This is a genomic window from Mesorhizobium robiniae (assembly GCF_040545535.1).
Taxonomy (GTDB): Bacteria; Pseudomonadota; Alphaproteobacteria; order Rhizobiales; family Rhizobiaceae; genus Mesorhizobium; species Mesorhizobium robiniae.
The window spans coordinates 324,152-350,082 of sequence record NZ_JBEPMC010000004.1 but is presented as its reverse complement, the minus strand read 5'-3'; the positions used below and the strand labels follow the sequence as shown (position 1 = coordinate 350,082).

Here is a 25,931-nt window from a genome sequence, read left to right as displayed (position 1 = left end):
TCTTCTTCTATTCAAGATAGGTCGAAGGATCGACTTCTTTATTCAAGATAGGTCGAAGATCGGCTTTCTTTTACTCAAGATAGGTCGAGGGATCGACCGGCGCCGAATTCTTGCGGACTTCGAAATGCAGTTTCGGCGAGTCGGTGGTGCCGCTCATGCCGGACTGCGCGATTTCCTGGCCGCGCTTGACCTTCTGGCCGCGCTGGACCTCGATCGAACGGGCGTGGCCATAGACCGTGACCAACCCGTTCTCGTGGCGCACCAGCACCGTATTGCCGAATTCTTTGAGGCCATCTCCGGCATAGATGACGACGCCGTTCTCGGCCGCCTTGACCGGCGTTCCTTCCGGCACGGCGATGTCGACACCGTCCTTGCCGCCGCCAAAGCCGGAGATCACCCGGCCGCGCACCGGCCAGCGCATCTTGCCGATTCCAGTGGCATTTGGCGCCACCGCGTCATCATCCTCGGCCTGCTGGATGACCTTCGCATCCTTCTTCGGCGGCGTGTAGGAAGCAAGGGTTTCCGTCGGCGTGGTCTTCGCCGCTGGCGGCGTGGTAGCCGTCGTTACCGGATCGACCTTGGCCGGCTTGGCGCTGGCAACCGCCGCGGTTCCGCCGGCCGGCACCTTCAGGGTTTGGCCGATCTTGAGCAGGCCGTCCTGCATGCCGTTCGCCTGCTTCAATGCAGCCACGCCGACGCCGGTCTTCCTAGCGATCGCCGACAGCGTATCACCCTGCTCGACGGTATAGGTGCCACCAGCGCCAGTCGCCTTGGGCGCGGCTTTTCCGTCCTTCGGCTGGTTTGCTGCGGTCGAGGCGTCCAGCTGCGCGGCGGGCTTGCCCTCCTTGAGCTTCGGCTGCTGCGGCAGCACAGCCACCATCTCTGGCGCCTTGGCCGGCAAATCGCGCTTGGTATCGTTCGCAGGCTTGGCGTCGGCAAGCTTCGGCGCCGGTTTCTTGCCCGAATAGGCGTAGGCCGGGATGACGAGCTTCTGGCCGGCCTTCAGCCCGTTGGTCTCGCTCAGCCCATTGACCTTCATAAGCGCGTCGGCGGGCACGCCGTGGCGCCGCGACAGGCCGGAAATGGTCTCGCCGTCCTTGACGATGATCTCGGTGGCGCGCGGTTGGCTGCCCGCCGTCGCCATGCGCGGAGCGTCAGGCTGCGCGTTCTTGAACGGCCTTGCCACTGTCCCAGTTGCAGTCCGGTCGACCGGTGGCGCCGAAGCGGTGCGGGCCGGCACCAACGCGGGAGCTGGCTGCGACTGGCTGACCGGCGGCAATTGCTGCGTCGTCACCGGTTCGAGGCTTGAGCGGCTGACCGACTGGGTATGGCTGCCGTCGATCGGCGCGGCCGAAACCGGGGCATCGCCGGGATAAGGCTGGGCGGCGTTCTGCTTGTCGATGATGGTGCGCTGGTTGTTGGTCGAGGAGGTGAAGACGTCATCGACACTGTTGAACCGCGAGACCTGGGAACTGCATCCCGCCGCGGTGCCCGCAACCATAAGGACAGCGAAACCGCGTGCCAGGTTGCGTCCGTTTGCCTTCAAAATACTGAATTGCATCACATTTACCCGCAGATACCCGGTACAGACTGACCGTGATTAAAGCGCGTTAATGTTACTGGTCGGTTAAACCTCTAGAATCAGACGCAAATTTTCTTAAAATATTTAAGGCTGGGGTGCTTGGGGTATGTCGAGATTCAGGTTAGGCCGCGCCGGAGTCGAAGAATTGGCCGAAGGCCTCAGCTTCGTCATCCTAGGGCGGAGCAGGAGCGAAGCTCCGTCGCGGAGACCCTAGGATCCATTCCGTTACCTTAGCCGAAGAATGCAGGGGAGCAGCATTCCGCACCGTTGCAACGCCTTGATGGCGCGGCATGGATCCTAGGTCTGCGCTGCGTCGCTTCGCTCCTTGCTGCGCCCTAGGATGACGACCGAGAGGCTTCGGCTGATCGATCCCCCAAGCGCGCGATGCTTCGGGATAATCAGATGACCGCCGCTACGCTGCGCAGGATCGGCTGCAGGCGGACCAGGCCGATGTCCTCGCGGTCGAAGCGGCTGCCGACCTTGGTCAGTTTGGCCAGCACCTGCTCGCCCTCCTCGGGTCCGATCGGAGCGATGACGATGCCGCCGCTCGACAATTGGTCGAGCAGGAAGCGCGGCAGACTGTCGAACGCCGCCCATGCGACGATGCGATCGAACGGCGCTTCATTGGCCAGTCCGTTGGAGCCGTCAGCCTGGCGCACGATGGCATTGCCGATGCCGAGCGCCTCAAAGCGCTGTTTGGCCTGCTCGGCCAGCGTCTTGTAGCGGTCGATGGTGACGACCCGCGCGGCAAGCCGCGAGATCACCGCCGCCGTGTAGCCCGACCCGGTGCCGATCTCCAGCACGCGGTTGCCCGGCTCGATGGCAAGTGCCGCGATCACCGCGGCTTGCAGGTCGGCGCCCTCGATCGCCTCGCCGCATTCGATCGGCAGCATCCGGTCCGACCAGGCGAGCGGATGGAACTGCGCGGCGAGAAAGCCGCGCCGCGGCGTCGCCTCGAAGGCAGCGATCAGCGCCTTCGGCACCGTGCCCCTGCCACGCAAGCGGAGCAGGAAGGCGGCGAAGCCTTCGCGGTCGTCGAGCGTCGGGCTGTGGTTCAGGTTCATGCGAGCGCCTTGGTCAGTTGATCGCGGATTTCATGGGCTGTGAGATCGAGCTGCAGCGGCGTCACCGACACCAGCCGGTTGCGCAGGGCGTAGAGGTCGGTACCTTGCTTGCCCTCGACCGGCTCGCGGCCGAAGCGCAGCCAATAATAGGGAAGTCCGCGGCCGTCGCGGCGCTCGTCGACCCATAGGCTGTGGACGAGCTTGCCTTGCGAGGTGACAACCGTGCCGGCGACCTCTTCTGGCGCGCAATTGGGAAAATTGACGTTGAGCAGCACGCCGTCGGGCAGCGGCATGGCGACAAGCTTCTGGAGCAGCGCCGGCGCGAGCGCCTCGGTGGTTTCGTAGGGAACGACGCGATCCTCGCCGACATAGGAGTACGCCTGGCTAAGCGCGATCGAGCGCACGCCGAGCAGCGCGCCTTCCATGGCGCCGGCGACGGTGCCCGAATAGGTGACGTCGTCGGCGATGTTGGCGCCGGAATTGACGCCGGACAGGATCAGGTCGGGTGCTGCGGGCAGGATCTTTTTCACGCCCATGATGACGCAATCGGTCGGCGTGCCGCGGACGGCAAAGTGCTTTTCGCCGATCTTGCGCAGACGCAGCGGCTCCGAGATCGACAGCGAATGCGCGTAGCCGGACTGGTCCTGCTCCGGCGCCACCACCCAGACATCGTCCGACAGCGTGCGGGCGACGCGTTCGAGCGATGCAAGGCCCTCGGCATGGATGCCGTCATCATTGGTCAGGAGGATGCGCATTATTTTGATTCGATCTTTTCCAGACCGCCCATGTAAGGCCGAAGCGCTTCAGGAATGGTTACGCTGCCATCCTCATTCTGGTAGTTTTCGATGACAGCAATGAGAGCGCGGCCGACGGCGGTGCCCGAGCCGTTCAGCGTGTGGACGAAGCGGTTGCCTTTGCCGTCCTTGTCCTTGTAGCGGGCGTCCATGCGCCGCGCCTGGAAATCCCCGCACACCGAGCAGGACGAAATCTCGCGATAGGCGTTCTGGCCCGGCAGCCAGACCTCGATGTCGTAGGTCTTGCGCGCGCCAAAGCCCATATCGCCGGTGCACAGCGTCATGGTGCGGAACGGCAGGCCGAGCCGCTTCAGCACTTCCTCGGCGCATTCGGTCATCCGCTCGTGCTCGGCGAGCGAGGACTCTTGGTCGGTGATCGACACCAGCTCGACCTTGTAGAACTGGTGCTGACGCAGCATGCCGCGCGTATCGCGCCCGGCCGAGCCCGCTTCCGAACGGAAGCATGGCGTCAGCGCGGTGTAGCGCAGCGGCAGTTTTTCATGCGGGGTGATTTCTTCCCGCGCAAGATTGGTCAGCGGCACTTCGGCGGTCGGGATGAGGCCAAGCCTGCCGTCTCCATGCGGGGCGAAGAACAGATCCTCCTCGAATTTCGGCAACTGATTGGTGCCGAAAAGCACCTCGTCGCGCACCATCAGCGGCGGCTGAATCTCTTCGTAGCCATGCTCCGTCGTATGCAAATCCAGCATGAACTGGCCGAGCGCGCGTTCCATCCGCGCCAATCCGCTCTTCAACACGGTGAAGCGCGAGCCCGAAAGCTTCGCAGCCCGCTCGAAATCCATCATGCCGAGCGCTTCGCCGATCTCGAAATGCTCCTTCACCCAGTTCGGCCGCGTCGGCACCTTGCCGACGATGCGCTTGACGACATTGTCGTGCTCGTCCTTGCCGACCGGCACATCGTCGAGCGGCACATTGGGCAGCACCGCCAGTGCGTCGTTCAGCGCCTTGTCGAGTTCGCGTTCGCGCGCCTCGCCGTTCTGGATGAAAGCCTTGATCTCGCCGACTTCGGATTTGAGCTTTTCGGCAAGAGCGGCGTCGCCCGAACGCATGGCGTTGCCGATCTCTTTCGAGGCGGCATTGCGGCGCTCCTGCCTGGTCTGCAGCTCGGTCAGATGTTCGCGCCGCGCCTCGTCCCGGGCGATCAGATCATCGACCGTGGACTGCGCGTCCTCAGCTGACCACGAGCGCTTCTTGAGCGCCTCGACTAGGGCCTTCGGGTTGTCGCGAATCCATTTGATGTCGAGCATGTCTGATCGTCCTCGGCGGGCATGTCGCCCAAAAGTGCACAGCGGTTTTGGGACAGCGACATGCCCAAAACAGAGACCTAAAACGCATCGCGTTTCAGGCCAGAGGGCGTAAACCGCATCCTTGATCGATGCAAGATGTCAAGGCCGAGTTCCTTCGCGCCCCTCTGTCCGGCAGACAGAGGGGAGTGCTGTCCCGCAGAGTTTGAAAAGATGAGACCTACGCCGACGACACGTCAGCGGGCTTTTCGGCCACCTCTTCTGCGGCCTCCCGCTTCTCGCGCGCCAGGCGTTCCCGTTCCTTGCTGCGCTCGATCAGCCGGGCCGACCAGATCGAGACCTCGTAGAGAATGATCGTGGGGATGGCGAGGCCGATCTGGCTTATCGGGTCGGGCGGTGTCAGAATGGCCGCGACGACGAAGGCGATGACGATCGCCCATTTGCGCTTTTCGACCAACGCCTGCGACGACAGCATGCCGACCCGTGCCATCAGGCTGGTCACCACCGGCAACTGGAACACCAGGCCGAAGGAGAAGATCAGCGTCATGATCAGGCTGAGATATTCCGATACTTTCGGCAGCAGCGAAATCTGCACCTGATCGTCGGTGCCGGCCTGCTGCATGGCGAGGAAGAACCACATCACCATCGGCGTAAAGAAGAAATAGACCAGCGACGCGCCCATCAGGAAGAGGATCGGCGAAGCAATCAGGAACGGCAGGAAAGCGTTGCGTTCGTTCTTGTAGAGGCCGGGCGCGATGAATTTGTAGATCTGGGTGGCGATCAGCGGAAAGGCGATCACCATGCCGCCGAACATCGCCAGCTTGACCTGGGTGAAGAAGAATTCCTGCGGCGCCGTGTAGATCAGCTCGACCTTGTGCGGGTCGAGCCCTGCCCATTGGGTCGCCCATTTGAACGGAATGACCAACAGGTTGAACAGTTGCTTGGCGAAGAAGAAGCAGAACAGGAAGGCGACGAAGAACCCACCGATCGACCACATCAGCCGCCGGCGCAACTCGATCAGATGCTCCATCAGCGGAGCCGCCGATTGTTCGATCTCGTCCTTTTCCGAAACGCTCACTTGGCGGCTCCCGCCGTCTTTTTGGCGGCTGCAGTCGGCTTGTTCACCACTGCCGGTGCAGGCTTCGGCTCGACCTTTTTAGCTGCGGCCTTTTTCACGGCAGGTTTTACTGCTGCTGCCGCTGGCTTCGCTGCGGCCTTCGAGGCCGGCGTCGCTTTCGCTGGCGCAACCTTCTTCTCCGCTGCCGGGGTCTTTTGCGATGTCGCCGGCGGCGCCGTCCCGACAGGCGTCTGTATCACCACCGACTCATCGGTCATCGCCGGAAAGGTTGGCGGCGCCGCTTCCGGGGCATTGATATCAGGCAACACCGTCGCGCCATTCTTCAGCTCGGTGTCCTGCGGCGTCGAAGCCGCTGGCGTGGCCGCGTCCACGGCCGGCTTCGGCTTCATAGCCGCGTCTACCCCTGAGCGCACGTCGGCTGCCGCTTGCTCGAACGGATTGAGCTGTTTTCTGATCTCGGCGGCCGGGTTGAGGCTCCTGAGTGAATCGACCGACTTCTTGACATCGTCAAGCTCGGCCTCCTTCAGCGCGTCGTTGAACTGTTTCTGGAAATCGGCTGCCATGCCGCGCATCTTTGCCGTCGTGCGGCCGAAAGTGCGCAGCATCTTGGGCAAATCCTTGGGCCCGACGACCACGATCATAACGATCGCGATCACCAGCATCTCGGTCCAGCCGATGTCGAACATGGCGATACGTTCCGACTAAAAGTTTTGGCTCAGCCCTTGCTGGCCTTTTCCTTCACGGCCGAAACGGTTTCGTCGGCACGGTGTTCGACGGTGCGCTTGTCCTCGGCAACATCGTCGTCGGCCATGCCCTTCTTGAAGCTCTTGATGCCCTTGGCCATGTCACCCATCAGCTCGGGTATCTTGCCGCGGCCGAACACCAGCAGCACTATCACCAGCACGATCATCCAGTGCCAAATCGAAAATGAACCCATAACAATCTCTCTCGAATGTTTTCTCTGACGATGATCTATGCGCTTTCGCGCCGGGATTCAAACACAACCGCAACAGAGTTTATAAATGAATGGCCGAAGTCACGCACTTTCGGTGCCATTGGCCGCTACCAATCGGCGCAGCCCCGAAAAACCAACGGCTTTTCGGCACGCCTGGGATGCTCAATCTTCCTCGACGCGCGGCGTCAACAGGCCGAGTTCCTCGAGGTCTATGTCGGTCAGCGGATCCTCGTCGTCGGTCAGCGCATCCGGATCGGCCGGCGGCATCGGGATGGAAAAATTCGATGGCATGCGGCCCGAAAGCAGCCCGGCGCCCTTCAATTCCTCCATGCCGGGAAGATCGCGGATCTCCTCCAGCGCAAAATGGTCGAGGAAGATGTCGGTGGTGCCGTAAGTCACGGGACGACCGGGCGTGCGGCGCCGGCCGCGCATCTTCACCCATTCGGTCTCCATCAGCGTGTCCAGCGTGCCCTTCGAGGTCTCGACGCCTCTGATGTCCTCGATCTCGGCGCGCGTCACCGGCTGGTGGTAGGCGATGATCGCCAGCACTTCGAGCGCCGCGCGGGAGAGCTTCCTCTGCTGCACCGTGTCGCGGCTCATCAGAAAAGCCAGGTCGCCGGCGGTGCGGAACGCCCATGCATCGCCGACGCGCACCAGATTGACGCCGCGCCGCGCATAGATCTGCTGCAAATCGGCCATCGCCGCGGCGATGTTGATGCCGTCGGGCAGGCGTGCGGCAAGCTGCTTTTCGCTGACCGGCTCGGCGCTGGCGAAAACGATCGCCTCGGCCATCCGCACGGCCTCCGCCATATGCAGCCGCTCGCCGGGATTCTGGGGCAAGTTCTGGGCCTGACTTTCTGCCGGGGGTTCGGCGAGCACGCCCTCTTCGGTCTCGTCGTCGACCTTGAACGGAATGACCGAAGCGTTGGCGCGTTCACTCATGATGCCACCTCGACTGCCCTGATGCCTTGCGCACGGCCGCGCAGATAGAGCGGCGCGAACACCTCGTCCTGCCGCATTTCCATTTTGCCTTCGCGCACCAGTTCCAGCGTGGCCGCAAACGAACTGGCGATCGCGGTACGCCGCTCGTCCGGGCCGGTCAGATATTCGACCAGGAAACTGTCCAGTGCCGTCCAGTCTGCAAGCGTGCCGATCAGCCTGTTCAGGATGTCGCGCGCGTCCTTGAGCGACCACACACCGCGCCTGGCGATGGTCACATTGTTGATTGCTTGTTTCTGGCGCTGCTGCGCATAGGCGGTCAACAGATCGTAGAGCGAGGCCGAGTAGGCGTTGCGTTTCTCGACGATGACCATTTCCGGCATGCCGCGCGCGAACACGTCGCGTCCGAGCCGGTTGCGGTTGACCAGCCGTGCCGCCGCGTCGCGCATTGCTTCCAGCCGCTTCAGCCGGAATTGCAACACCGCTGCCAGTTCCTCGCCGCTTTCGCCGTCGTCGCCGGGCTGCTTGGGGATCAAAAGCTTCGACTTGAGGAAGGCCAGCCATGCCGCCATCACCAGATAGTCGGCGGCGAGTTCCAGCCTGAGCGCCCTCACCTTCTCGACGAAGGCCAGATATTGCTCGGCCAGCGCCAGGATCGAGATGCGCGACAGATCGACCTTCTGGTTGCGGGCAAGATGCAGGAGAAGGTCGAGCGGCCCTTCGAAACCGGCGACGTCGACGACCAGCGCGGGATCGCTGCTCAGCCTCGAATCGTCATTCGAGGCCCACAAGCGGTCCATCGGTGCGGCCTTGCCGGCCTTACTGTCCAATGTTTCCGCCACTTCCCGTTTCCCTTTGGTGCTAGGCCACAGCGTCGAAATAAGTTGCAAATTCGGCGCGTATCTCGGTTTCTTCAGCCGCGTCGCGGTCCTTTATGTAGGTCAGTGCCCGTTTGGCACGCTCCAGCGACTTGCCGTCAAGCCCCGTGGTGCGCGACGCAATACCGGCCATTTCCTCGAAAACGCCGTTGCAGTGAAGGACCAGATCGCAGCCCGCCGCAAGGATCGCAGCCGCCTTTGTTGGGAAATCCCCAGAAAGCGCCTTCATCGAGGTGTCGTCGCTCATCAGCAGCCCGTCGAAGCCGATTTCGCCGCGGATGATCTCGTCGATGACCTTGCCGGACGTCGTGGCCGGGTTCTTCGGGTCGATCGCGCTGTAGACGACATGCGCCGTCATCGCCATCGGTAAATGATTGAGTTCCCTGAACGGCGCGAAATCATGCCGTTGCAGATCGCTCATCGATGCATCGACGGTCGGAAGTTCGAAATGCGTGTCGGCAAAAGCCCGTCCATGCCCGGGGATATGCTTCATGACCGGCAGCACGCCGCCCGACATCAACCCTTCAGCCGCCGCGCGACCCAGTTCGATGACGGCACGAGGCTCGTTGCCGTAGGCGCGCGCACCGATAACGTCGCTGGCGCCCTCGATCGGAACATCGAGCACCGGAAGGCAATCCGCTGATATGCCATAGCGCGAGAGATCGAAGGCGTGCAGCCGCGCCATCAGCCAGGCGGCGCGGCTGCCGGCGTCGTGGTCGTCGCGCCACAAGGCGCCGAGCGCGCCGCCGGCCGGATAGTTCGGCGCCAGCGGCGGCCGCAAGCGCTGCACCCGGCCGCCTTCCTGGTCGATGAACACCGGGGCGTCCGGGCGCTCGATACAGTCGCGCATGGCGGCGATCAGATCGCGGATCTGCTCGGTCTCGCTGATATTGCGCGCAAACAGGATGAATCCCCACGGGCATTCATTGCGATAGAAGTTGATTTCGTCGCGTGTGAGCGATTTCCCGGCGCAGCCGAGGATCATGGCTTTTGATTCGGTCATGGACAGGAGTTTAGAACGTCACGCCGACAAAGGGAATCGACTTGGACCACATGCGGTTGCGCCAAATCTTTTACACACAAGATCTCTCTTCCATGAGAAACGGCGCGGTCTGCGACCGCGCCGTTTCTTCCGCCCAAGGGCGGGGACATTTGGAATGTTTAGCGCGACACGAAGCAGTTGCCGCCGGCTGCCTTGTAGCTGGTGCACAAATCGATCGCGTCGTTGCGCGACTTCGCCGGAACGCGGACGCGGTAGAACGTTCCCTTGCCGGCGATCTCGGCTTTGACGATGTTGGCGGTGCGGCCGGAAAGCACGCTGCCGTAGCGGCGCTGCAGGTCCGCATAGCTGGACTGCGCGCTTTCGACAGTCGGTTGCGAGGCGATCTGCATCGACCATGAGCCACCGCCGGTAGAGGCCGTCGCTGGATCGATGGATGCCACCTGATCGGGCTTGACCTCGCCGACGACATCGACCGGTTGGTCGGACGGACGTTGCGGCGCCACTGGAACCGTAGCCGGCGTATTGGCAGGCTGGGCGGCTTGAGTTTCAGCGGCTTGGGCGTCAGGCGTGGGCGCGGCCGCCGGATCGGCTGCTGCTGCCGGATTGGCGGTTTCAGTCTGGTCACCACCCAGTGGGCTATCACTAGCCTGATCGGCAACAGGCGGTACCGTACCGGTCTGCTCCGCCTCGCCAGCCTGACCGGCTGGGGCCACATGCTGCGGCGCCGGATCGACAGGATCGATGGCGGCCACCTGAGCTGTCGCAGGCGCAGGATCCTCCCGCGCAACCAGTGAACCGTCCGATTTGACGACCATGGTTCTCACCTTGCGCGGCGCAACGGCGACGACATCGGGTTCGATGCCGCTGTCGGCCTCTTCAAGAACCTGGGCTATACGATCCTCGGACTTGGGTGTCGGGGTGGCGATGTCGGTATTCCCGGCCGCTTGCGTGCCGCCGGCCGCTTGCGTGCCGCCGGCCGCATCGGCTTCTTCAGCGGCGGCGACATCGTCGGGCGAAAGATCAACCACACGGCTCTGCGGCGGCTCCTTGGCCGTCACGTCCACCGGCTCTTCGGTGTTGGTAACCAGTTTTTCCTGGACCGGTTCGGCAGGCTTCGTGCCACCCTTGGCCACGGCATCATAGACCTTGTTGTCCTGGTTCGGCACGACGGTGCCGCCCGGATTTTCAGGTCTGACCTTGATCGGTGCGTTGTCCGCCTTGACGATGACCGGCGCAGCGCTGCCGCCGTTGCCGCCAAAAGACAGCGCGAAGGCGCCGAGACCGCCGGCGATCGCCACGGCGCCTACGACCGCGGCGATCAGCAGGCCGCGGCTCCGGGGCCTCGCGGCCTCGTGCTCGGCCAAGCCTGGAACCGACATGGCCTCATCCAATTCGGGATCGTAGTCAAATTCGTCCAAGCCAAAGTCGTCGGCCTGCGAAACCGGCCGGCCGGCAGGCAGGTCGAAGCCGCTGGCAGCATCGGCATAAGCCGCACTGACGGAGGCTTCTGCGGGTCTCGCCGCGTAGGTCCGCGTTTCAACGCGGTCGGGCTCATAGCCCGATGGGAACCCAGTCCCTGATTGGAACGCAGCCGCCGAATGGAACCCAGTGGCCGATTGAAAGCCAGCATTGTAGGATTCGTCGTCATACGCCGCGCTGCGCGCCGGGGCGGCAGCGACGTCCACGGTGTTCATTTCGGTGAGAAGACTGGCGAACTCGGTATCGAGATCGTCATAAACAGGGGCCGCCGGTTCGTCTTCGTTGAAGTCGAGTTCCGGAATATCGAGGTCGTCCGCCAGCGCCACGACACGCTCGGGCACATCGACCGTCTCGACATCGGGCATCTCGTCATACGCCGAAGGCTGCTCGCTTTGCGCTGGCGCAGATGCTGCATTGGCGGCATCGTCTTGCGCCGGCTCATCCTGATAAGACGGCGCCGCAGCCATTGGCGGCGTTGCCGAGGCCACTTCCGCGGTCCTCGCCGAAGCCGTCGGCTGGGTTGCAAAGGTAGGCTGCGACTGTGCGACCGGCGTTACGCGGCTCCACGAACGGGCCGGCTCCGGCGTGGCGGAGCGTGCCGCCAGCCAGTCGAGCGAGTCGTCCCTGGGAGCGGCCGCCGCAGCACTATCGTCGTCGCCATGATCCAGACCGATGTCCTTGGCGAAGGCAGCATGCAATGCATCGTCGTCGAAATCGACATCGGCCGGTCCGGTCGAATCCTCAGCACTGAAATCCTGGCCCTCAAGCTCATCGAAGAGGACGGTGTCGAGATCGGCATCGGCGACCTGAACCGCGCTATCCTCCGGCTGCTCCGAAAGCTCTTGCTCGTCAAGGTTCCAGTCCAGTTCGTCGACCGCTGGTTTGCCGGCGCCCTTTTCAGCCGCGGCCACAGGCTGCTGAACCGGGGCAGGCCCGCTGGCCGCGGATACCGCCGCGGGGGCAACCCGTGTGCTCATCGTGCCCAACAGCGCGTTCAGTTCGTCTTCAAGGCTCCGCTCGTCAGCGACGGCGGTTGGCGCGACCGGCTGGACCGCGGCAGTTGGCGCCGTCGGCTGGATTGCGACGACGGGGGCCTGAGCAACCGGCTCCTCGGCAAGCGCGTCATCAAAATTCAGGTCGAAATCGTCGTCTAACGCGTCTTCCGTGATCACGGCGGACCGCCCGTCATTGGTGGCGATCGCCTCCGGTTCGTCAATTTCGGACGCGTCAATATTGACTTGTTCAGCCGGGCGAACGTCGAAATCCATGTCGATATCGGCCATGGCGTCTTCGAAATGGCCGACGAATTCCTCTTCGGACTTTTCCGAAACGGCCCGAACAGGCGCGGCAGGAGTTTCAACAGCGGCCTGCTCGATCGGTGCATGTTCGTCGAGCATCAACTCGTCTTCGAGCGAGCTTGCGACGGCATTGTCGAAGTCATCGTCGAGGGCGAATTCGGCGACCGGCGCGGCGGCTTCGGCAACGGCGGCATGGTCCATCGCCACATGTCCGTCGAGCGTCAACTCGTCTTCCAACGAGCTTGCGACCGCATTGTCGAAGTCATCGTCGAAAGCGGGTTCGGCAGCCGGCGCGGCGGCTTCGGCAGCGGCGTGCTCCATCGGCACGTGCTCGTCCAGCATCAGTTCGTCTTCGAGCGAGCTTGCGACCGCGTAATCGAAGTCATCGTCGAGGATGGGGTCTGCCGTCGACGCCGAACCGGCGACGGCAGTATTCTGTTCGGCCTCGTCCGCCGCATCGTCGTCGAGCAGGAAATCCTGTTCGAGCGACGCGGTAAGCTCGTCGTCCCCAAATTTGTCGTCCGCTACCAAATCGTCTTCGAATGGCGACACATCTTCGAGCGAACTGGCGAGTGCATCGTCGAGACCGTCATCGAAGGCAGCCGGCGCGAATGTTTCGGCAACACCGGAACGCGGGTCGTCGGCGGCAACGGCATGGGCGGTTTCATCAGCCGCATCGTCGTCCAGCAGGAAATCCTGTTCGAGCGACGCAGCAAGCTCGTCGTCCCCAAGCTCGTCGGCCAATGCGTCAGTGGCTTCGAAAGCCGGCTCGCGAACCTCGGCGGCGGCGCGATCATCATCGTCGGCGCCGAATTCGCCCATCAACTCCTTCTCGAGATCGATGTCGAAATTGCCCTCGTCCACCGGCTGGCTGCCGGGAGCCGCCTTCGGTTGAGCCTGCGGCTTGACCGGCTGGCGCGGGTCGAACCCCATGATCCTGGTCAATTCCGCGAACGGATCATCGTCGGCGATATCGTTTTGGGCGGCTGCTCTCAGCTGGGTTCTGTCTGCCATTATTGTTCCCGAACTCGCACTCATTCGGACGCCATGGACGTCGCGTAGGGTTGGCCCTTACCAGCGCAATGTGGGCAAAAGGTGACAGGTTTTTTAGTCAAACCTAACGCATTTCGGTGGGCGCATCGGCTCCGATCAGCGTCAGGCCGGACGTCAAAACGTCCGAAACAGCCTGCACCAGCCCTAGTCTGGCATGCGTCAATTGTCGGTCGTTAACCTTAACAAAACGTAAGTCAGGATTTTCGGTGCCGCGGTTCCAATGTCCGTGGAAGCTGGAGGCGAGGTCGTAGAGGTAGAATGCCAGCCGGTGCGGCTCGAGCGCAAGGGCCGCGGATTCGATCAGCCGTGGGTATTCCGCAAGCTTCCTGATCAGGCCGATCTCGCCTTCGTCTGTCAGCGAAGCGGTGGCGGCGGCCAGCCGATTGCGGTCGAAATTGGCCTCGCCCAACTGTTCGCTCGCCTGCCGGAACACCGAATGGCAGCGCGCCGAGGCGTACTGCACGTAGAACACCGGATTGTCCTTCGACTGCTCGGTCACCTTGGCGAAGTCGAAATCGAGCGGCGCATCGTTCTTGCGGTAGAGCATCATGAAGCGGATCGGATCACGGCCGACCTCCTCCACCACTTCGCGCAGCGTCACGAAATCGCCCGACCGTTTCGACATGCGCACCGGTTCGCCGTCGCGAAACAGCTTCACCAACTGGCAAAGCAGCACGGTAAGCTTCACCTCGTCGCCGGCAATCGCCCGGGCGAGCGCTTCCAGGCGCTTCACATAACCGCCGTGATCGGCGCCAAGCACATAGATCAGCTCAACGAAGCCGCGATCGACCTTGTCCTTCAGATAAGCGACGTCAGCGGCGAAATAGGTGAAGGTGCCGTCGGACTTGACCAGCGGCCGATCGAGATCGTCGCCGACCGCCGTCGAGCGGAACAGCGTCTGCTCGCGATCTTCCCAATCGTCCGGCTTGTCGCCCTTGGGCGGCGGCAGCTTGCCCTTGTAGATATGGCCCTTGAGTGTCAGGTCGTTAATTGCCGAGCGAATTTTCCGAGCATTGTCCGCATGCAGCGTGCGTTCCGAGAAAAAGACGTCGTGATGCACGTTGAGCAGCGCCAGATCCTCGCGGATCATCGCCATCATCGCGTCGATCGTCCTGTCCTTGACGATCGCAAGCGCTTCCTCGTCCGGCATCTGCAGCAAGGAGCGCCCGAATTCGCCGGCCAATGCCTGGCCAACCGGGACCAGATAATCGCCCGGATAAAGCCCGGCCGGAATCTCGCCGATCTCGTCGCCAAGCGCCTCGCGGTAACGCAGCATGACCGAGCGGCCGAGCACGTCGATCTGCGAACCAGCGTCGTTGATGACATATTCCTTGGTCACCTCATAACCGGCGAAGGCCATCAGATTGGCGAGCGCATCACCCACCACGGCGCCGCGGCAATGGCCGACATGCATCGGTCCGGTCGGGTTGGCCGAGACATATTCGACATTGGCCTTCTTGCCGCCGCCGACCGTCGAGCGGCCGTAGTTGCGGCCTTCGCCGAGCAGCGTGGTCAGATGCACCTGCCAGAACGCATCTTTGAGCCTGAGGTTGACGAAGCCCGGGCCGGCAACCTCGGCGGCGGCGATGTCGGTGTCGGTGCGCAGCGCCTGCGCCAGCCTTTCAGCCAATACGCGTGGCGACTGGCCGGTCGGCTTGGCCAGCACCATTGCCGCATTGGTCGCCAGATCGCCATGGCTGGCGTCGCGCGGCGGCTCGACGGCGATGCGCGATAGGTCCAGCGTACTGCCGTCCTTGTCTTTCAAATCAAGCGCTTCGACGGCTTTTATGATTCGCGCGTTGAAATCGGCGAAGATGTTCATAGGTGTGGCTCTGACGGCTTTGCAGGGATCCGGCTCATTGGCCGGCAAAATCGAGCCCGCCCTAGCTCAATTCAGGCGTATGGTCAAACAAACGGCGGTGCTCCTTCAAAGCGTAGGTGTCCGTCATGCCCGCCAGGAAGTCGGCAACGCTGCGCGCCTTGATGCGATCGTCGGCCCGGTCGAGCCCTTCGCGCCAGCCATCGGGCATGGCGCGCGGATCGGCGAAATAGACGTCGAACAGGTCCCTGACGATCTGCTCGGCCTCGGTGCGCACGCGCATGACCTCGCTATGCCGGTAGAGATGCTTGTAGAGAAAGGCCTTCAATTCCTTTTCCGCGGCGGCCATTTCGGCGGAAAAGGTCACCATCGTCTCGCCTGCGGCCCTCACCGCATCGGCGCTCTCCGGCTTGAAGCGCGCCAGGTTGGCGGTGGTCGACACGATGACATCCTCGACCATCATCGTGATCTGCCGTCGCATCAGTTCGTGCCCCGTCCTCACATCGTCCAGCGCCGGATAGCGCTGGCGCACGCCTGCCAGGATCGACCCCGGCAACGAGATCTTCTCCAGCATGTCCAGCGTCAGGAGCCCTGATCTCAGGCCGTCATCGATGTCATGGGTGTTGTAGGCGATGTCGTCGGCGATCGCCGCGCACTGCGCCTCGATGCTGGCGAAGCGGTCGAGTTCGAGATCGTGCAACTCCGAATAGTCGCGGATCGCTTGCGGCACCGGCCCCTTCAGGCCCTTTCCCCTGGCGTCGGTCAGCGGTCCGTTGTGCTTGACCAATCCCTCCAGCGTTTCCCAAGTGAGGTTAAGCCCGTCGAACTCGGCGTAGCGGCTCTCCAGCCGCGTCACCACGCGCAGCGATTGCGCATTGTGGTCGAAGCCGCCCCAGGTGGCCATTTTCTCGTTCAGCGCGTCTTCGCCGGTATGGCCGAAGGGCGTGTGGCCGAAATCATGCACCAGCGCCACCGCCTCGGCCAAGTCCTCGTCGCCGCGTAGCGCCCGCGCCAGGGCACGCGCAATCTGCGCGACCTCGATCGAATGGGTCAGCCGGGTGCGGTAATGGTCACCCTCATGCGCGACGAACACCTGCGTCTTGTGCTTCAGCCGGCGGAACGCCGTCGAGTGGATGACGCGGTCGCGGTCGCGCTGGAACGGCGTTCGGGTCGGGCTCTCCACCTCATCGAACAGCCGCCCGCGCGACTTTGCCGGATCGCAGGCATAGGCTGCACGCGGCCGATAGCCGAACCCGATGTCGCCCAACTCGTTGGTCATCGCCGATACCGCAGTTGACTTGCCCCCTCGCGCTTCATACCTATCATGTGAAACCGAAAGCAAGGTGACGCCCATGGGCGCTGATGCCAAGACTGCTATGAAAGTCGAGATGACCGACGCCGCCGCCAGGCGGATCGCCAAGATCGTATCCGGCGAAGCCGGCAAGAAGGCGCTGCGCGTTTCGGTCGAGGGCGGCGGCTGCTCCGGCTTTTCCTACAAGTTCGACCTGGTCGACACCCGCAACGATGACGACGTCGCCATTGAGAAAGACGGCGCCACCGTGCTGATCGACGACCTCTCGCTGATCTATATGGGCGGCTCGGTGATCGATTTCGTCGACGATCTGATGGGCCAGTCGTTCCAGATCAGGAACCCGAATGCGGTCGCCTCCTGCGGCTGCGGCACCAGCTTCAGCATATAGAAATGCCTGCCATTGGCGCGGTCCGTCAGGTCGCGCTTTCAGCCGGGCGCGATCTCGATGCAACGCTGGCGTTCTGGCACGACGTGCTCGGCATGACGGTCCACGTGCGCTTCGATCCGCCCGGCATCGCCTTCATCATCGCCGGCGACGTGCGGCTGCTGTTCACCGATGGCCTGCCGGCCGGCACTGTCTATCTCGACATATCAGGCCTCGACGATTTCCACGCCTCGGCAAAAGCCGCCGGCGTCCCCTTCACTGCGCCGCCGATGCTCGTCCATCGCGATACCGAAGGCCTGTTCGGGCCGGCAGGGGAAAGCGAATGGATGGCCTTCCTAAAGGACCCGGCAGGCAATACGATCGGCCTCGTCGAACGCCAGAAGCCGGAACAGCAATGAGGCCGTCATGAAAATCGTCACCTGGAACATCAACGGCGTTCGGGCCCGCCTCGGCAATTTAACCCATTGGCTGACGGAAAGCGCGCCCGATATCGCTTGCCTGCAGGAGATCAAGACGGTCGACGAGCAGTTTCCGCGGGCCGAGATCGAAGCGCTTGGCTACAATGTCGAAACCCATGGCCAAAAGGGGTTCAACGGCGTCGCCATCCTGTCGAAGCTGCGCTTCGACGAGGTCATCAGAGGCCTGCCGGGCGACGATGCCGATGAGCAGGCACGTTTCATCGAGGGGGTGTTTTCGACCGACAGTGGCGCGTTGCGCGTCGCCTCGCTCTATTTGCCGAACGGCAACCCGATCGAAGACGAGAAGAAATTCTCCTACAAACTGTCCTGGATGGCGCGGCTGGAGCGTTGGGCCGAAGAACGGCTCGCGCTCGAAGAGGCGCTGGTGCTGGCCGGGGACTACAATGTCATCCCGGAACCGATCGACGCAAAATTCCCGGAGAACTGGCTGGGCGATGCGCTGTTCCAGCCGCAGACAAGGCAGGCGTTCCGGCGACTGAAGAATCTGGGCTTCACCGAAGCCGTGCGCGCAGTCACCGACGCGCCGGACACCTATACATTCTGGGACTATCAGGCCGGTGCCTGGCAGAAGAACAACGGCATCCGGATCGATCACTTGCTGCTTTCACCCGAAGCTGCCAACCGCTTTTCCTCAGCCTCGATCGAAAAGCACGTGCGCGCCTGGGAAAAACCCTCCGACCACGTGCCGGTGGCCGTCGAACTGGCTTTTGCGCCAATCTGATCATTTCGAGGTCCGGATCGCCCGGATTCTCGGCTGACAGACCGTCATATCGCCACAATCCGGGGTTCCGCTGCAATTCGGGTTCGGCTGGGATTCAGGATGACGACCAGGTTTGCGCTTTGCCCATGTGCTGCGGCGCTCGCCCTCGCGGCGGCCCCGGCTTTTGCCGATGCGGAATGCCTGGCCAATGGAAAATCATTCCAGATCGGCCAGGTCGCCTGCCTGACGCTCTCCGGCCGGAGTCACCTCGCCCGTTGCGACATGGTTCTCAACAACACGTCGTGGACAAAGATTCGGGACAATTGTCCGGAAAATACGACGCCGCGTCCGCACGCCACGCCAATCTCGACACCGGCGCCAAGCCCGGTGCCGGCGGAGCTCATCGAGAACTGATTATTTGTATGGTGCAAAGCTTCGAAAGCTGAACTCGCTACTCTAAAGAGTCCCCAGTTCAGTCCTTAGCGAGCGCCAATCCTACTGGTCGCTGCCACCCTTGGTGAGGATGTCATCGGCCAGCGAAATCGCGGTGCGGCGGTCGGCCTCGCCCGCCGCGGCGAACGCCTCTTCCTGCATGCCGCGTATCCATGGCTGGTCGGAAGGTGAAGCCCGTTCAAGTGCCGCGGTCATCATTGCCAGCCCCCGAACGATCTTGCCGCTCTGGAAGAGCAGGTTACCGAGCGTCGCCTGCGCGCCGGCATGGCCCTTTTCCGCAGCGAGCTGGAACCAGCGTCCGGCCTGCTTGATGCTGGCCTTGACGCCGCCCTTGCCGTTCAGGAAGATTTGGCCCATCTCGAACTGCGCATTCGGGTTGCGGTAGTTGGCGGCGGCGCGCATGTAGTATTCCTGGGCCGCCACCTCGTTCTCTGTGATGGGGCTGCCGGGGATGCCCTTCCTCAAATAATCGCCGAGCGCCACGAGCGCATCCGATACATAACTCTCTTCCGGCGAACCCGGCTCGACGTCCTGGTCGACGATCTCCGAGAAGAACTTGAATGCTGCGTAATCGTCACGCTCCACGCCGTCGCCCTCGGCATACATGCGCGCAAGCTTCCAGGTGGCGCCGATCTGGCCGTTTTCGGCCGCGTATTTATAAGCCTCCGCAGCCTGTTCCTTGCGGCCGTTCTTGTAGGCAGAGAAGCCGAACTGGAACACCGCCCACGGGCTCGACTGCGGCTTCACGCCGGTCTTGTCGTCGAACACCTTGTCGTCGAAGGCCATGGCCTGGCCCGCGGCGCCCAAGGTCGCGCCAAAAGTGGCGATCGCGACCAGTGCCGAAAAGACAGACAACCTCAGCAACTCAGATATCCGCATAACAATGTGTTTCTTTCGCACCACCGGGATGGGTAACTGCGCCGTCGCGGGCAGGCCCTACCGTTTGTGCATATTTCCAGATCGCGCCCGACTGATAGTCGGTTGCGCGCGCCTTCCATGCCTTTGCTCTGGTCGCCAGTTCGGTGTCGGACAGATCAACCTCGATCGTGCCGTTCTCCGCGTCGATCGAGATTAAATCGCCATCCCTGAGCAGCCCGATCGGACCACCCACGGCGGCTTCCGGCCCGACATGGCCGATGCAGAAACCGCGTGTCGCGCCCGAAAAGCGTCCGTCGGTGATGAGAGCCACCTTGCCGCCCATGCCCTGTCCATAGAGAGCCGCCGTCGTCGATAGCATTTCCCGCATGCCCGGACCGCCGCGCGGTCCCTCGTAGCGGATGACGAGGACTTCGCCCTCGCTGTAGCTGCGATCCGTTACCGCCTGGAAACATTCCTCTTCCGAATCGAAGCAACGCGCCGGGCCGGAGAATTTCAGCTCCGACATGCCTGCGACCTTCACGATCGCGCCTTCGGGGGCAAGGTTTCCCTTCAAGCCCACGACACCACCCGTTTGGGTGATTGGTCGATTGGCTGGACGGACCACATCCTGGCTATCATTCCAGGCTACGTGCTCCATATTTTCGGCTAAAGTGCGGCCGGTCACCGTCAGGCAATCGCCATGCAGATAGCCGTGGTCGAGCAACGTCTTCATCAAAAGCGGAATGCCGCCGGCCTCGAACATGTCCTTGGCGACATATTTGCCACCCGGCTTCAGGTCGGCGATGTAAGGCGTCTTCTCGAAGATCCTGGCCACGTCGAAGAGGTCGAACTTTATCCCGGCCTCATGCGCGATTGCCGGCAAATGCAGCGCAGCGTTGGTCGAGCCGCCAGTGGCCGAAACCACGGTTGCCGCATTCTCCAGCGCCTTCAGCGTGACGATGTCGCGTGGACGGATGTTCTTTGCGATCAGCTCCATGATCTTTTCGCCGGAGGCGAAATTGAAGCGGTCGCGCATCTCGTAAGGCGCCGGCGCCCCGCAGGAATAAGGCAGCGCCAGGCCAATAGCCTCGGCGACGGTGGCCATGGTGTTGGCAGTGAACTGAGCACCGCAAGAGCCGGCCGACGGACAGGCGGCCTGCTCGATTTCAAGCAGTTCAGCGTCGCCGATCGTGCCGACCGAGTGCTGGCCGACAGCCTCGAACACGTCCTGCACGGTGATCTGCCGGCCCTTGTAGGAACCGGGCAGGATCGAGCCGCCATAAATGAAGATCGACGGCACGTTGAGCCGCACCATGGCCATCATCATGCCGGGCAGCGACTTGTCACAACCGGCAAGGCCGACCAGCGCGTCGTAACAGTGGCCGCGCATGGTGAGTTCGACGGAATCGGCGATGACCTCGCGCGACACCAGCGACGATTTCATACCCTGATGGCCCATGGCGATGCCGTCGGTGACGGTAATGGTGCAGAATTCCCGCGGCGTGCCGTGAGCCGCGGCGACGCCCTTTTTGACCACCTGCGCCTGACGCATCAGCGAGATGTTGCAGGGTGCCGCCTCGTTCCAGCAACTCGCGACGCCGACCAACGGCTGTGCGATCTCGGCCGCCGACAATCCCATCGCATAGAGATAGGAGCGGTGCGGCGCGCGCGCCGGACCGACGGTCACATAGCGGCTGGGCAGCTTGGCCTTGGAGATGACTTTAGTGTCCATGCTCTTCCTTGCCGCGCGCGGTGCGGACTGCCCCTTTGCCTTTTGGCCCCGAGACGAATTCGAGGTGCGCCGGGTTTATGGCGGGAAATAGGCAATGTTCCCGGGCACCACTGTGGCGCGACCGATGCGCAGGAACTGTTGCCAAAACGTCACAATGGCAGAAGGCAGCGGGATATGGCGTGTTTGCAATGATTGACGGATGCAATCGACTTGGGACCGTCGGCCAGAAAGCCCATTCAACCAAAAAGGCCGGGCGGTGCCCGGCCTTTTTATCGTTTAATTTTAGTAGCCTACCACTTGACCTTGAAGGAAGCTGAAAGGGCGGTCACGAGATCGTTGCCGAAATCGTATGAAACGTCTGTACCGTGAGGAATGCCGTCCTTATCAAGGACCACGCCGACTGATCCACTGGTCAGGATGCCGACGGCACCGCCGAAGCGGACTTCGACGTTTTGGTTGGGCGAAAAGGACGCGCCGGCACCAACCGTCCAGGTATCGGTTTGGGTGCTCAAGCCCGTGGTCGTTCCGCGATCCCAGGTAAGCGTCGCTGCAGCGCTCCACCGGTCGTTGAACTTGTGGCCGATACCGCCTGAGACGGTCCATCCGTCGCGATAGAGCAGATCCAGAGACGTGACGAAGCTCGGCCCCCCGTAGGTACAGGGAACCGGAGCGCCGACGGCGCAGAAATTGACAATCTGCAGCACACTCCAGTCGACCCACTTCACCGACCCGAAGGCAAGCCAGTCCGGAGCAATACCCGACTGGACCTTGAACTCGACCGACTGCGGCATGCTCGCCGTACCGACCACAGGAACTACACCCCGGCCAACCTGCGTAAGATCGACGTCCCCGGTCACATCTCCCAAATCAACGGCGCTGTTGTAGACCAAGCTGGCTCGGAGCGCGATTTCCGGAATCTCGTAAGCGGCGCCGATGCGCCAGCCAACCCCGTTGCCTTCGAGGTCGATCCGACCTACGCCGGAGAGAGGCACAGGAAGACCAGTAAAATCTTGGACCAACCGCTCCTTGAAGCCACTGATATCCTGGTAAAACACACCGCCAATGAAGCGAAACTGGCCTTTGCCTACATCCATTTTGTAGGAGCAGGTGCCTGCAAAATTTTCGCTTTTGATCTTGGTTTCGATATTGCTGTTGGCGCCTGCCCAATTCAGACCGGGGGCCGAATGGATTCCCCAAGGTTGAGAATAATCGCCCATGCAATCGAGGTGGGGCCCGACTCCAACCTTGATTCCCATGCGGGGAACAAAATAGCTCTCCGAATCATCGGCAGAACTGGACCGAGAGTTCAAATCGCCACCGCCAGGACCAGTACCGGGCGGTGGAAAACCACTGCTTGTATCCGTGTCTACGGCATTCTTGATCTTCCGTTCCGGCATCACATAAGTGCCCGAAAGCTCTCCGGCGACAGGCGCCGGATCGAAAAGCAGGTCGATGTTGTAGCCGCTGCGCTCGAGGCCGCCGGCATGCGCCGCCCCTATCAAAGCCAGTGAAAAGCACCCTGCCCCCAGCAGCGCTTTCAGACGCAAATTGTTCATGAATGTCCTCCCCGAATACGAGTGGATCAAGCTAGAGCCAATTCAGGTTAACGGCGCAACAATGAATTCTCGATGTGTACACGTACGCCTTGGCCGACCGCATTTTCGACAAAGTTGCAGCTTCCGCCGCAAGGCCGGAAAACGGCCTATTTGGACGCAAATCGACGAAAAAATTCGGAAAACTCGCATAGAAGGAGGCAAAAATGGGCCATTTTGCGAAAACCAGCCCCATTGTTACATTATGGCAACAATGGGCCCAAAACATTCCGTTTACGTCAAGATTTACGCTGCGGAATGCCTATTTTCGTGGCAGAAAGCCCTGTCCGGAAGCAGATCAAAAGACTCGCGAATCCAGCGCAACGGACCAAACCGGAACGCCGGTTTAGACAGTTCGATGCTCAGACAATCCGGCGCCCGAACCTAGAGACCAGATCAACCGGCTTCGCGCACTCGTGTCAGCGCCACGGAAAGTTTTTCTTGCGCTTCGCGATAATCGGTGAGCTTTTCGCGCTCGGCTTCCACCACATCTTCAGGTGCGTTGGCGACGAACTTCTCGTTGGACAGCTTCTTGTGCAGGCGGGCGATCTCTTCGGTCACCTTGGCCAATTCCTTCTGCAGCCGCGCTGCCTCGGCAGTAAGGTCGATCAGGCTGCCGAGCGGCAAGCAGATTGTCGCCTCGTTGAGCACGATCTGCGCGGAGCCCTTGGGCGCCGTATCGACCAGCGAGATGTCGCCGACGCGCGCCAGCCGCTTGATGGCCGATGCCTGGCGCTCAAGCCTTTCCCGGGTCGTGGCATTGGCGCCGATCACCATCAAGGGCGCGATCGCCGCCGGCGGCACGTTCATCTCCGAGCGCACGGAGCGGATACCTGAGACGAGGTCGACCAGCCAGTTGATGTCGGCGGCCGCTGCCTCGTCCTCGAAGTCGGGCGACGGCCACGCGGCATGGCAAAGCAGCGATGGCCGTTGCTTGCCCTCGCCTGATGTCTCAGCCCAAAGTTCTTCGGTCATGAACGGCATCATCGGGTGCAGCAGCTTGTAGATCTCGTCGAGCACGAAGGCGACGCAAGCTCTGCTCTCGGCCTTGGCAGCCTCGTCCGAGCCCATGAAGACCGGCTTCAGCAGTTCCAGGTACCAGTCGCAGAACAGGTTCCAGACGAAGCGATAGGCCGCACCCGCCGCGTCGTTGAAGCGGTACGAGGTGATGCCATCGGTGATCTCGCGTGCGGCCCGCGTCAGTTCGGTCAGGATCCAGCGGTTGACAGCCAGCTTGGCGTCGTTCAGCCAGAAATCGTCATTTCTCGCGACCTCGTTCATCTCGGCAAAGCGCGTTGCGTTCCACAGCTTGGTGCCGAAGTTGCGGTAGCCGGCGATACGGGCCGGGTCGAGCTTCACGTCGCGCCCTTGCGCCGCCATCACCGTCAGCGTGAAGCGCAGCGCATCGGCGCCGTATTCGTCGATGAGATCGAGCGGGTCGATGACGTTGCCTTTCGACTTCGACATTTTTTGCCCGTTCTTGTCGCGCACCAGCGCGTGCATATAGACGGTATGGAACGGCTCCTCGTCCATGAAATGCAGGCCCATCATCATCATGCGAGCGACCCAGAAGAAGATCAGGTCGAAGCCGGTCACCAGCACGTCGGTCTGGTAGTAGGTCTTCAGTTCCGGCGTCTTTTCCGGCCAGCCGAGCGTCGAGAACGGCCAAAGCGCCGACGAGAACCATGTGTCCAGCACATCCTCGTCCCGGGTCAGGATCTCACCCGGCTTGAAGTTCTCGAGCTTGTCCTCGACCCAGGCCTTCCACGGCCCCTCCAGCGCCAGGTAATATTCGACGGCGGCGCCGAGCGCCTCCTCCTCGGTCTTCTCGACGAAGACACGCCCGTCCGGCCCGTACCAGGCCGGGATCTGGTGTCCCCACCAGAGTTGGCGCGAGATGCACCAGGGTTCGATGTTTTCCATCCATTGGAAGTAAGTCTTCTCCCAACTGCCGGGTATGATCTTGGTGCGGCCTTCACGCACGGATGCGATCGCCGGCTTGGCGAGTTCGGCCGCATTGACATACCACTGGTCGGTCAGCAGCGGCTCGATCGGCACGCCGCCGCGATCACCATGCGGCACGGCGTGACGATGCGGCTCAACCTTTTCGAGGAACCCGCCCGCCTCCATCAGTTCGACGATCTTTTTGCGTGCGACGAAACGGTCGAGGCCGTTGAGTTCATCCCAGACGGCCTGGCGCTCGGGCGTCACCTCCAGCCCGGCGAGAAAATCCTCATTGTCGGTCAGGTTCACCGCCGCCTCGACGGTGAGAATGTTGATCGCCGGCAGCTTGTGGCGCTTGCCGACCTCGAAGTCGTTGAAATCGTGCGCCGGCGTGATCTTGACCGCGCCGCTGCCCTTTTCAGGATCGGAATAGTCGTCCGCCACCACCGGAATCTTGCGGCCGACGATCGGCAAGACGAGGTTCTTGCCGACCAAATGCCGAAAACGCTCGTCCTCTGGATGCACCGCCACAGCGGTGTCGCCGAGCATCGTTTCGGGACGTGTGGTCGCCACGGTGATGAAGGTCTCAGGGTTTTCCGGATCGAAGGCCACGCCCTCGACCGGATAGCGGAAATGCCAGAGATTGCCGTTGACCTCCTGCTGCTCGACCTCAAGGTCGGAGATCGCAGTGAGCAGCTTCGGGTCCCAGTTCACAAGGCGCTTGTCCTTGTAGATCAGGCCTTCCTTGTAGAGCGTGACGAACACTTCGAGCACCGCCTTGGACAGGCCCTCGTCCATGGTGAAACGCTCTCGGCTCCAGTCGGCCGAAGCCCCCAGCCGCTTCAGCTGGTTGAGAATCGCGCCGCCGGATTCAGCCTTCCACTCCCAGACTTTCTCGATAAACTCGTCGCGCGTCAGGTCGCGGCGGTGGATCTGCTTTTCCATGAGCTGGCGCTCGACCACCATCTGCGTGGCGATACCGGCATGGTCCATGCCGGGCTGCCACAACACGTTCTTGCCGCGCATGCGCTCGAAGCGCACCAGAATGTCCTGCAGCGTGTTGTTGAGCGCGTGGCCCATATGCAGCGAGCCGGTGACGTTCGGCGGCGGGATGACGATGGTGAAGGCTTCCGCGCCCTCTTCGGCGCCCGCGCCGGCGCGAAAGGCGTCGGCCTCCTCCCAGATTCTGGCGATCTTCGGCTCGACGATTTTGGCGTCGTAGGTTTTTTCGAGCATGGAAAGAGGTCCGAGCTGTCGGGATATGTTGGTTCG

21 protein-coding genes are annotated in these 25,931 nt (G+C 62.3%); 4 read left to right on the top strand and 17 right to left on the bottom strand.

The features are described 5' to 3' along the window. Positions 1-70: 70 nt before the first annotated feature. The 13 genes from ABID19_RS13530 to ABID19_RS13470 form a co-directional block, all read right to left on the bottom strand. Positions 71-1,561, bottom strand: coding sequence for a peptidoglycan DD-metalloendopeptidase family protein (locus ABID19_RS13530; RefSeq protein WP_354491143.1), 1,491 nt, complete (start codon positions 1,559-1,561; stop codon positions 71-73). A gap of 419 nt (positions 1,562-1,980) precedes the next feature. Then, a complete protein-coding gene (locus ABID19_RS13525) occupies positions 1,981-2,646 on the bottom strand; it encodes a protein-L-isoaspartate(D-aspartate) O-methyltransferase (protein ID WP_354491141.1) in 666 nt (221 codons plus the stop codon). Beyond that, positions 2,643-3,401: a 5'/3'-nucleotidase SurE gene (gene surE, locus ABID19_RS13520; RefSeq protein ID WP_128241825.1), complete on the bottom strand. Its 759-nt coding sequence runs from the start codon at positions 3,399-3,401 to the stop codon at positions 2,643-2,645. The genes ABID19_RS13525 and surE overlap by 4 nt, the downstream gene beginning before the upstream one ends. After that, positions 3,401-4,705 carry a serine--tRNA ligase gene (gene serS, locus ABID19_RS13515; protein WP_354491139.1) on the bottom strand — a complete coding sequence of 435 codons (1,305 nt, stop codon included), beginning with the start codon at positions 4,703-4,705 and terminating at the stop codon, positions 3,401-3,403. Before serS ends, surE begins: the two co-directional genes overlap by 1 nt. A 217-nt stretch (positions 4,706-4,922) precedes the next feature. Next, a complete protein-coding gene (gene tatC / locus ABID19_RS13510; protein WP_354491615.1) occupies positions 4,923-5,732 on the bottom strand; it encodes a twin-arginine translocase subunit TatC in 810 nt (269 codons plus the stop codon). A 44-nt stretch (positions 5,733-5,776) separates the two neighbouring features. Beyond that, positions 5,777-6,466: a Sec-independent protein translocase protein TatB gene (gene tatB, locus ABID19_RS13505; protein WP_354491137.1), complete on the bottom strand. Its 690-nt coding sequence runs from the start codon at positions 6,464-6,466 to the stop codon at positions 5,777-5,779. Positions 6,467-6,495: 29 nt separating this feature from the next. Then, positions 6,496-6,717: a twin-arginine translocase TatA/TatE family subunit gene (locus ABID19_RS13500; protein WP_352938419.1), complete on the bottom strand. Its 222-nt coding sequence runs from the start codon at positions 6,715-6,717 to the stop codon at positions 6,496-6,498. Between the two features lie 180 nt (positions 6,718-6,897). Beyond that, the gene (scpB, locus tag ABID19_RS13495; RefSeq protein ID WP_354491134.1) at positions 6,898-7,677 is read right to left on the bottom strand and encodes an SMC-Scp complex subunit ScpB; all 780 of its coding nucleotides are present in this window, start codon (positions 7,675-7,677) and stop codon (positions 6,898-6,900) included. Further along, entirely contained in the window at positions 7,674-8,474 is an 801-nt protein-coding gene (locus tag ABID19_RS13490) for a segregation and condensation protein A (RefSeq protein WP_354491613.1), read from the bottom strand. Before ABID19_RS13490 ends, scpB begins: the two co-directional genes overlap by 4 nt. A 61-nt stretch (positions 8,475-8,535) precedes the next feature. After that, positions 8,536-9,555 carry a beta-N-acetylhexosaminidase gene (gene nagZ / locus ABID19_RS13485; protein WP_354491132.1) on the bottom strand — a complete coding sequence of 340 codons (1,020 nt, stop codon included), beginning with the start codon at positions 9,553-9,555 and terminating at the stop codon, positions 8,536-8,538. A gap of 158 nt (positions 9,556-9,713) precedes the next feature. After that, positions 9,714-13,346, bottom strand: coding sequence for an SPOR domain-containing protein (locus ABID19_RS13480; RefSeq protein WP_354491130.1), 3,633 nt, complete (start codon positions 13,344-13,346; stop codon positions 9,714-9,716). A 103-nt stretch (positions 13,347-13,449) separates the two neighbouring features. Continuing rightward, on the bottom strand, positions 13,450-15,207 hold the full coding sequence (gene argS / locus ABID19_RS13475; RefSeq protein ID WP_354491128.1) for an arginine--tRNA ligase: 1,758 nt from the start codon (positions 15,205-15,207) through the stop codon (positions 13,450-13,452). A gap of 61 nt (positions 15,208-15,268) precedes the next feature. After that, entirely contained in the window at positions 15,269-16,483 is a 1,215-nt protein-coding gene (locus ABID19_RS13470; protein ID WP_354491127.1) for a deoxyguanosinetriphosphate triphosphohydrolase, read from the bottom strand. Between the two features lie 73 nt (positions 16,484-16,556). On the opposite strand from ABID19_RS13470, the gene erpA reads away from it, so the two are divergent. From erpA to ABID19_RS13450, 4 genes are all read left to right on the top strand, one after another. Beyond that, positions 16,557-16,904 carry an iron-sulfur cluster insertion protein ErpA gene (erpA, locus tag ABID19_RS13465; RefSeq protein WP_354491125.1) on the top strand — a complete coding sequence of 116 codons (348 nt, stop codon included), beginning with the start codon at positions 16,557-16,559 and terminating at the stop codon, positions 16,902-16,904. A 2-nt stretch (positions 16,905-16,906) separates the two neighbouring features. Further along, entirely contained in the window at positions 16,907-17,299 is a 393-nt protein-coding gene (locus ABID19_RS13460) for a VOC family protein (protein WP_354491123.1), read from the top strand. Between the two features lie 7 nt (positions 17,300-17,306). Beyond that, positions 17,307-18,101 (top strand): exodeoxyribonuclease III, encoded by a 795-nt coding sequence (gene xth, locus ABID19_RS13455; RefSeq protein WP_354491121.1) that lies wholly within the window; start codon positions 17,307-17,309, stop codon positions 18,099-18,101. 99 nt (positions 18,102-18,200) lie between these two features. Continuing rightward, positions 18,201-18,494, top strand: coding sequence for a hypothetical protein (locus ABID19_RS13450; protein WP_354491120.1), 294 nt, complete (start codon positions 18,201-18,203; stop codon positions 18,492-18,494). 81 nt (positions 18,495-18,575) lie between these two features. Here the strand turns inward: ABID19_RS13450 and ABID19_RS13445 are convergent, their stop codons facing one another. The 4 genes from ABID19_RS13445 to ABID19_RS13430 all read right to left on the bottom strand — a co-directional run bounded on the left by ABID19_RS13445 (position 18,576) and on the right by ABID19_RS13430 (position 25,895). Then, entirely contained in the window at positions 18,576-19,412 is an 837-nt protein-coding gene (locus ABID19_RS13445; RefSeq protein WP_354491119.1) for a tetratricopeptide repeat protein, read from the bottom strand. Next, positions 19,399-21,123 carry a dihydroxy-acid dehydratase gene (gene ilvD / locus ABID19_RS13440; RefSeq protein WP_354491117.1) on the bottom strand — a complete coding sequence of 575 codons (1,725 nt, stop codon included), beginning with the start codon at positions 21,121-21,123 and terminating at the stop codon, positions 19,399-19,401. The genes ABID19_RS13445 and ilvD overlap by 14 nt, the downstream gene beginning before the upstream one ends. Positions 21,124-21,413: 290 nt before the next feature. Next, the gene (locus ABID19_RS13435; RefSeq protein ID WP_354491115.1) at positions 21,414-22,679 is read right to left on the bottom strand and encodes an OmpP1/FadL family transporter; all 1,266 of its coding nucleotides are present in this window, start codon (positions 22,677-22,679) and stop codon (positions 21,414-21,416) included. Between the two features lie 432 nt (positions 22,680-23,111). Beyond that, positions 23,112-25,895: a valine--tRNA ligase gene (locus ABID19_RS13430; RefSeq protein ID WP_354491113.1), complete on the bottom strand. Its 2,784-nt coding sequence runs from the start codon at positions 25,893-25,895 to the stop codon at positions 23,112-23,114. Positions 25,896-25,931: the final 36 nt, after the last annotated feature.

Excerpts from the sequence above, each read along its gene's own strand:
- erpA (WP_354491125.1), top strand. The coding sequence starts at position 16,557 with ATGGGCGCTGATGCCAAGACTGCTATGAAAGTCGAGATGACCGACGCC.
- argS (WP_354491128.1), bottom strand. The coding sequence starts at position 15,207 with ATGAACATCTTCGCCGATTTCAACGCGCGAATCATAAAAGCCGTCGAA.
- ABID19_RS13460 (WP_354491123.1), top strand. The coding sequence starts at position 16,907 with ATGCCTGCCATTGGCGCGGTCCGTCAGGTCGCGCTTTCAGCCGGGCGC.
- serS (WP_354491139.1), bottom strand. The coding sequence starts at position 4,705 with ATGCTCGACATCAAATGGATTCGCGACAACCCGAAGGCCCTAGTCGAG.
- scpB (WP_354491134.1), bottom strand. The coding sequence starts at position 7,677 with ATGAGTGAACGCGCCAACGCTTCGGTCATTCCGTTCAAGGTCGACGAC.
- ABID19_RS13490 (WP_354491613.1), bottom strand. The coding sequence starts at position 8,474 with ATGGACCGCTTGTGGGCCTCGAATGACGATTCGAGGCTGAGCAGCGAT.
- surE (WP_128241825.1), bottom strand. The coding sequence starts at position 3,401 with ATGCGCATCCTCCTGACCAATGATGACGGCATCCATGCCGAGGGCCTT.
- tatC (WP_354491615.1), bottom strand. The coding sequence starts at position 5,732 with ATGGAGCATCTGATCGAGTTGCGCCGGCGGCTGATGTGGTCGATCGGT.
- ABID19_RS13530 (WP_354491143.1), bottom strand. The coding sequence starts at position 1,561 with ATGCAATTCAGTATTTTGAAGGCAAACGGACGCAACCTGGCACGCGGT.
- tatB (WP_354491137.1), bottom strand. The coding sequence starts at position 6,466 with ATGTTCGACATCGGCTGGACCGAGATGCTGGTGATCGCGATCGTTATG.
- ABID19_RS13435 (WP_354491115.1), bottom strand. The coding sequence starts at position 22,679 with ATGAACAATTTGCGTCTGAAAGCGCTGCTGGGGGCAGGGTGCTTTTCA.
- nagZ (WP_354491132.1), bottom strand. The coding sequence starts at position 9,555 with ATGACCGAATCAAAAGCCATGATCCTCGGCTGCGCCGGGAAATCGCTC.
- ABID19_RS13430 (WP_354491113.1), bottom strand. The coding sequence starts at position 25,895 with ATGCTCGAAAAAACCTACGACGCCAAAATCGTCGAGCCGAAGATCGCC.
- ABID19_RS13470 (WP_354491127.1), bottom strand. The coding sequence starts at position 16,483 with ATGACCAACGAGTTGGGCGACATCGGGTTCGGCTATCGGCCGCGTGCA.
- xth (WP_354491121.1), top strand. The coding sequence starts at position 17,307 with ATGAAAATCGTCACCTGGAACATCAACGGCGTTCGGGCCCGCCTCGGC.
- ABID19_RS13450 (WP_354491120.1), top strand. The coding sequence starts at position 18,201 with ATGACGACCAGGTTTGCGCTTTGCCCATGTGCTGCGGCGCTCGCCCTC.
- ilvD (WP_354491117.1), bottom strand. The coding sequence starts at position 21,123 with ATGGACACTAAAGTCATCTCCAAGGCCAAGCTGCCCAGCCGCTATGTG.
- ABID19_RS13525 (WP_354491141.1), bottom strand. The coding sequence starts at position 2,646 with ATGAACCTGAACCACAGCCCGACGCTCGACGACCGCGAAGGCTTCGCC.
- ABID19_RS13500 (WP_352938419.1), bottom strand. The coding sequence starts at position 6,717 with ATGGGTTCATTTTCGATTTGGCACTGGATGATCGTGCTGGTGATAGTG.
- ABID19_RS13480 (WP_354491130.1), bottom strand. The coding sequence starts at position 13,346 with ATGGCAGACAGAACCCAGCTGAGAGCAGCCGCCCAAAACGATATCGCC.
- ABID19_RS13445 (WP_354491119.1), bottom strand. The coding sequence starts at position 19,412 with ATGCGGATATCTGAGTTGCTGAGGTTGTCTGTCTTTTCGGCACTGGTC.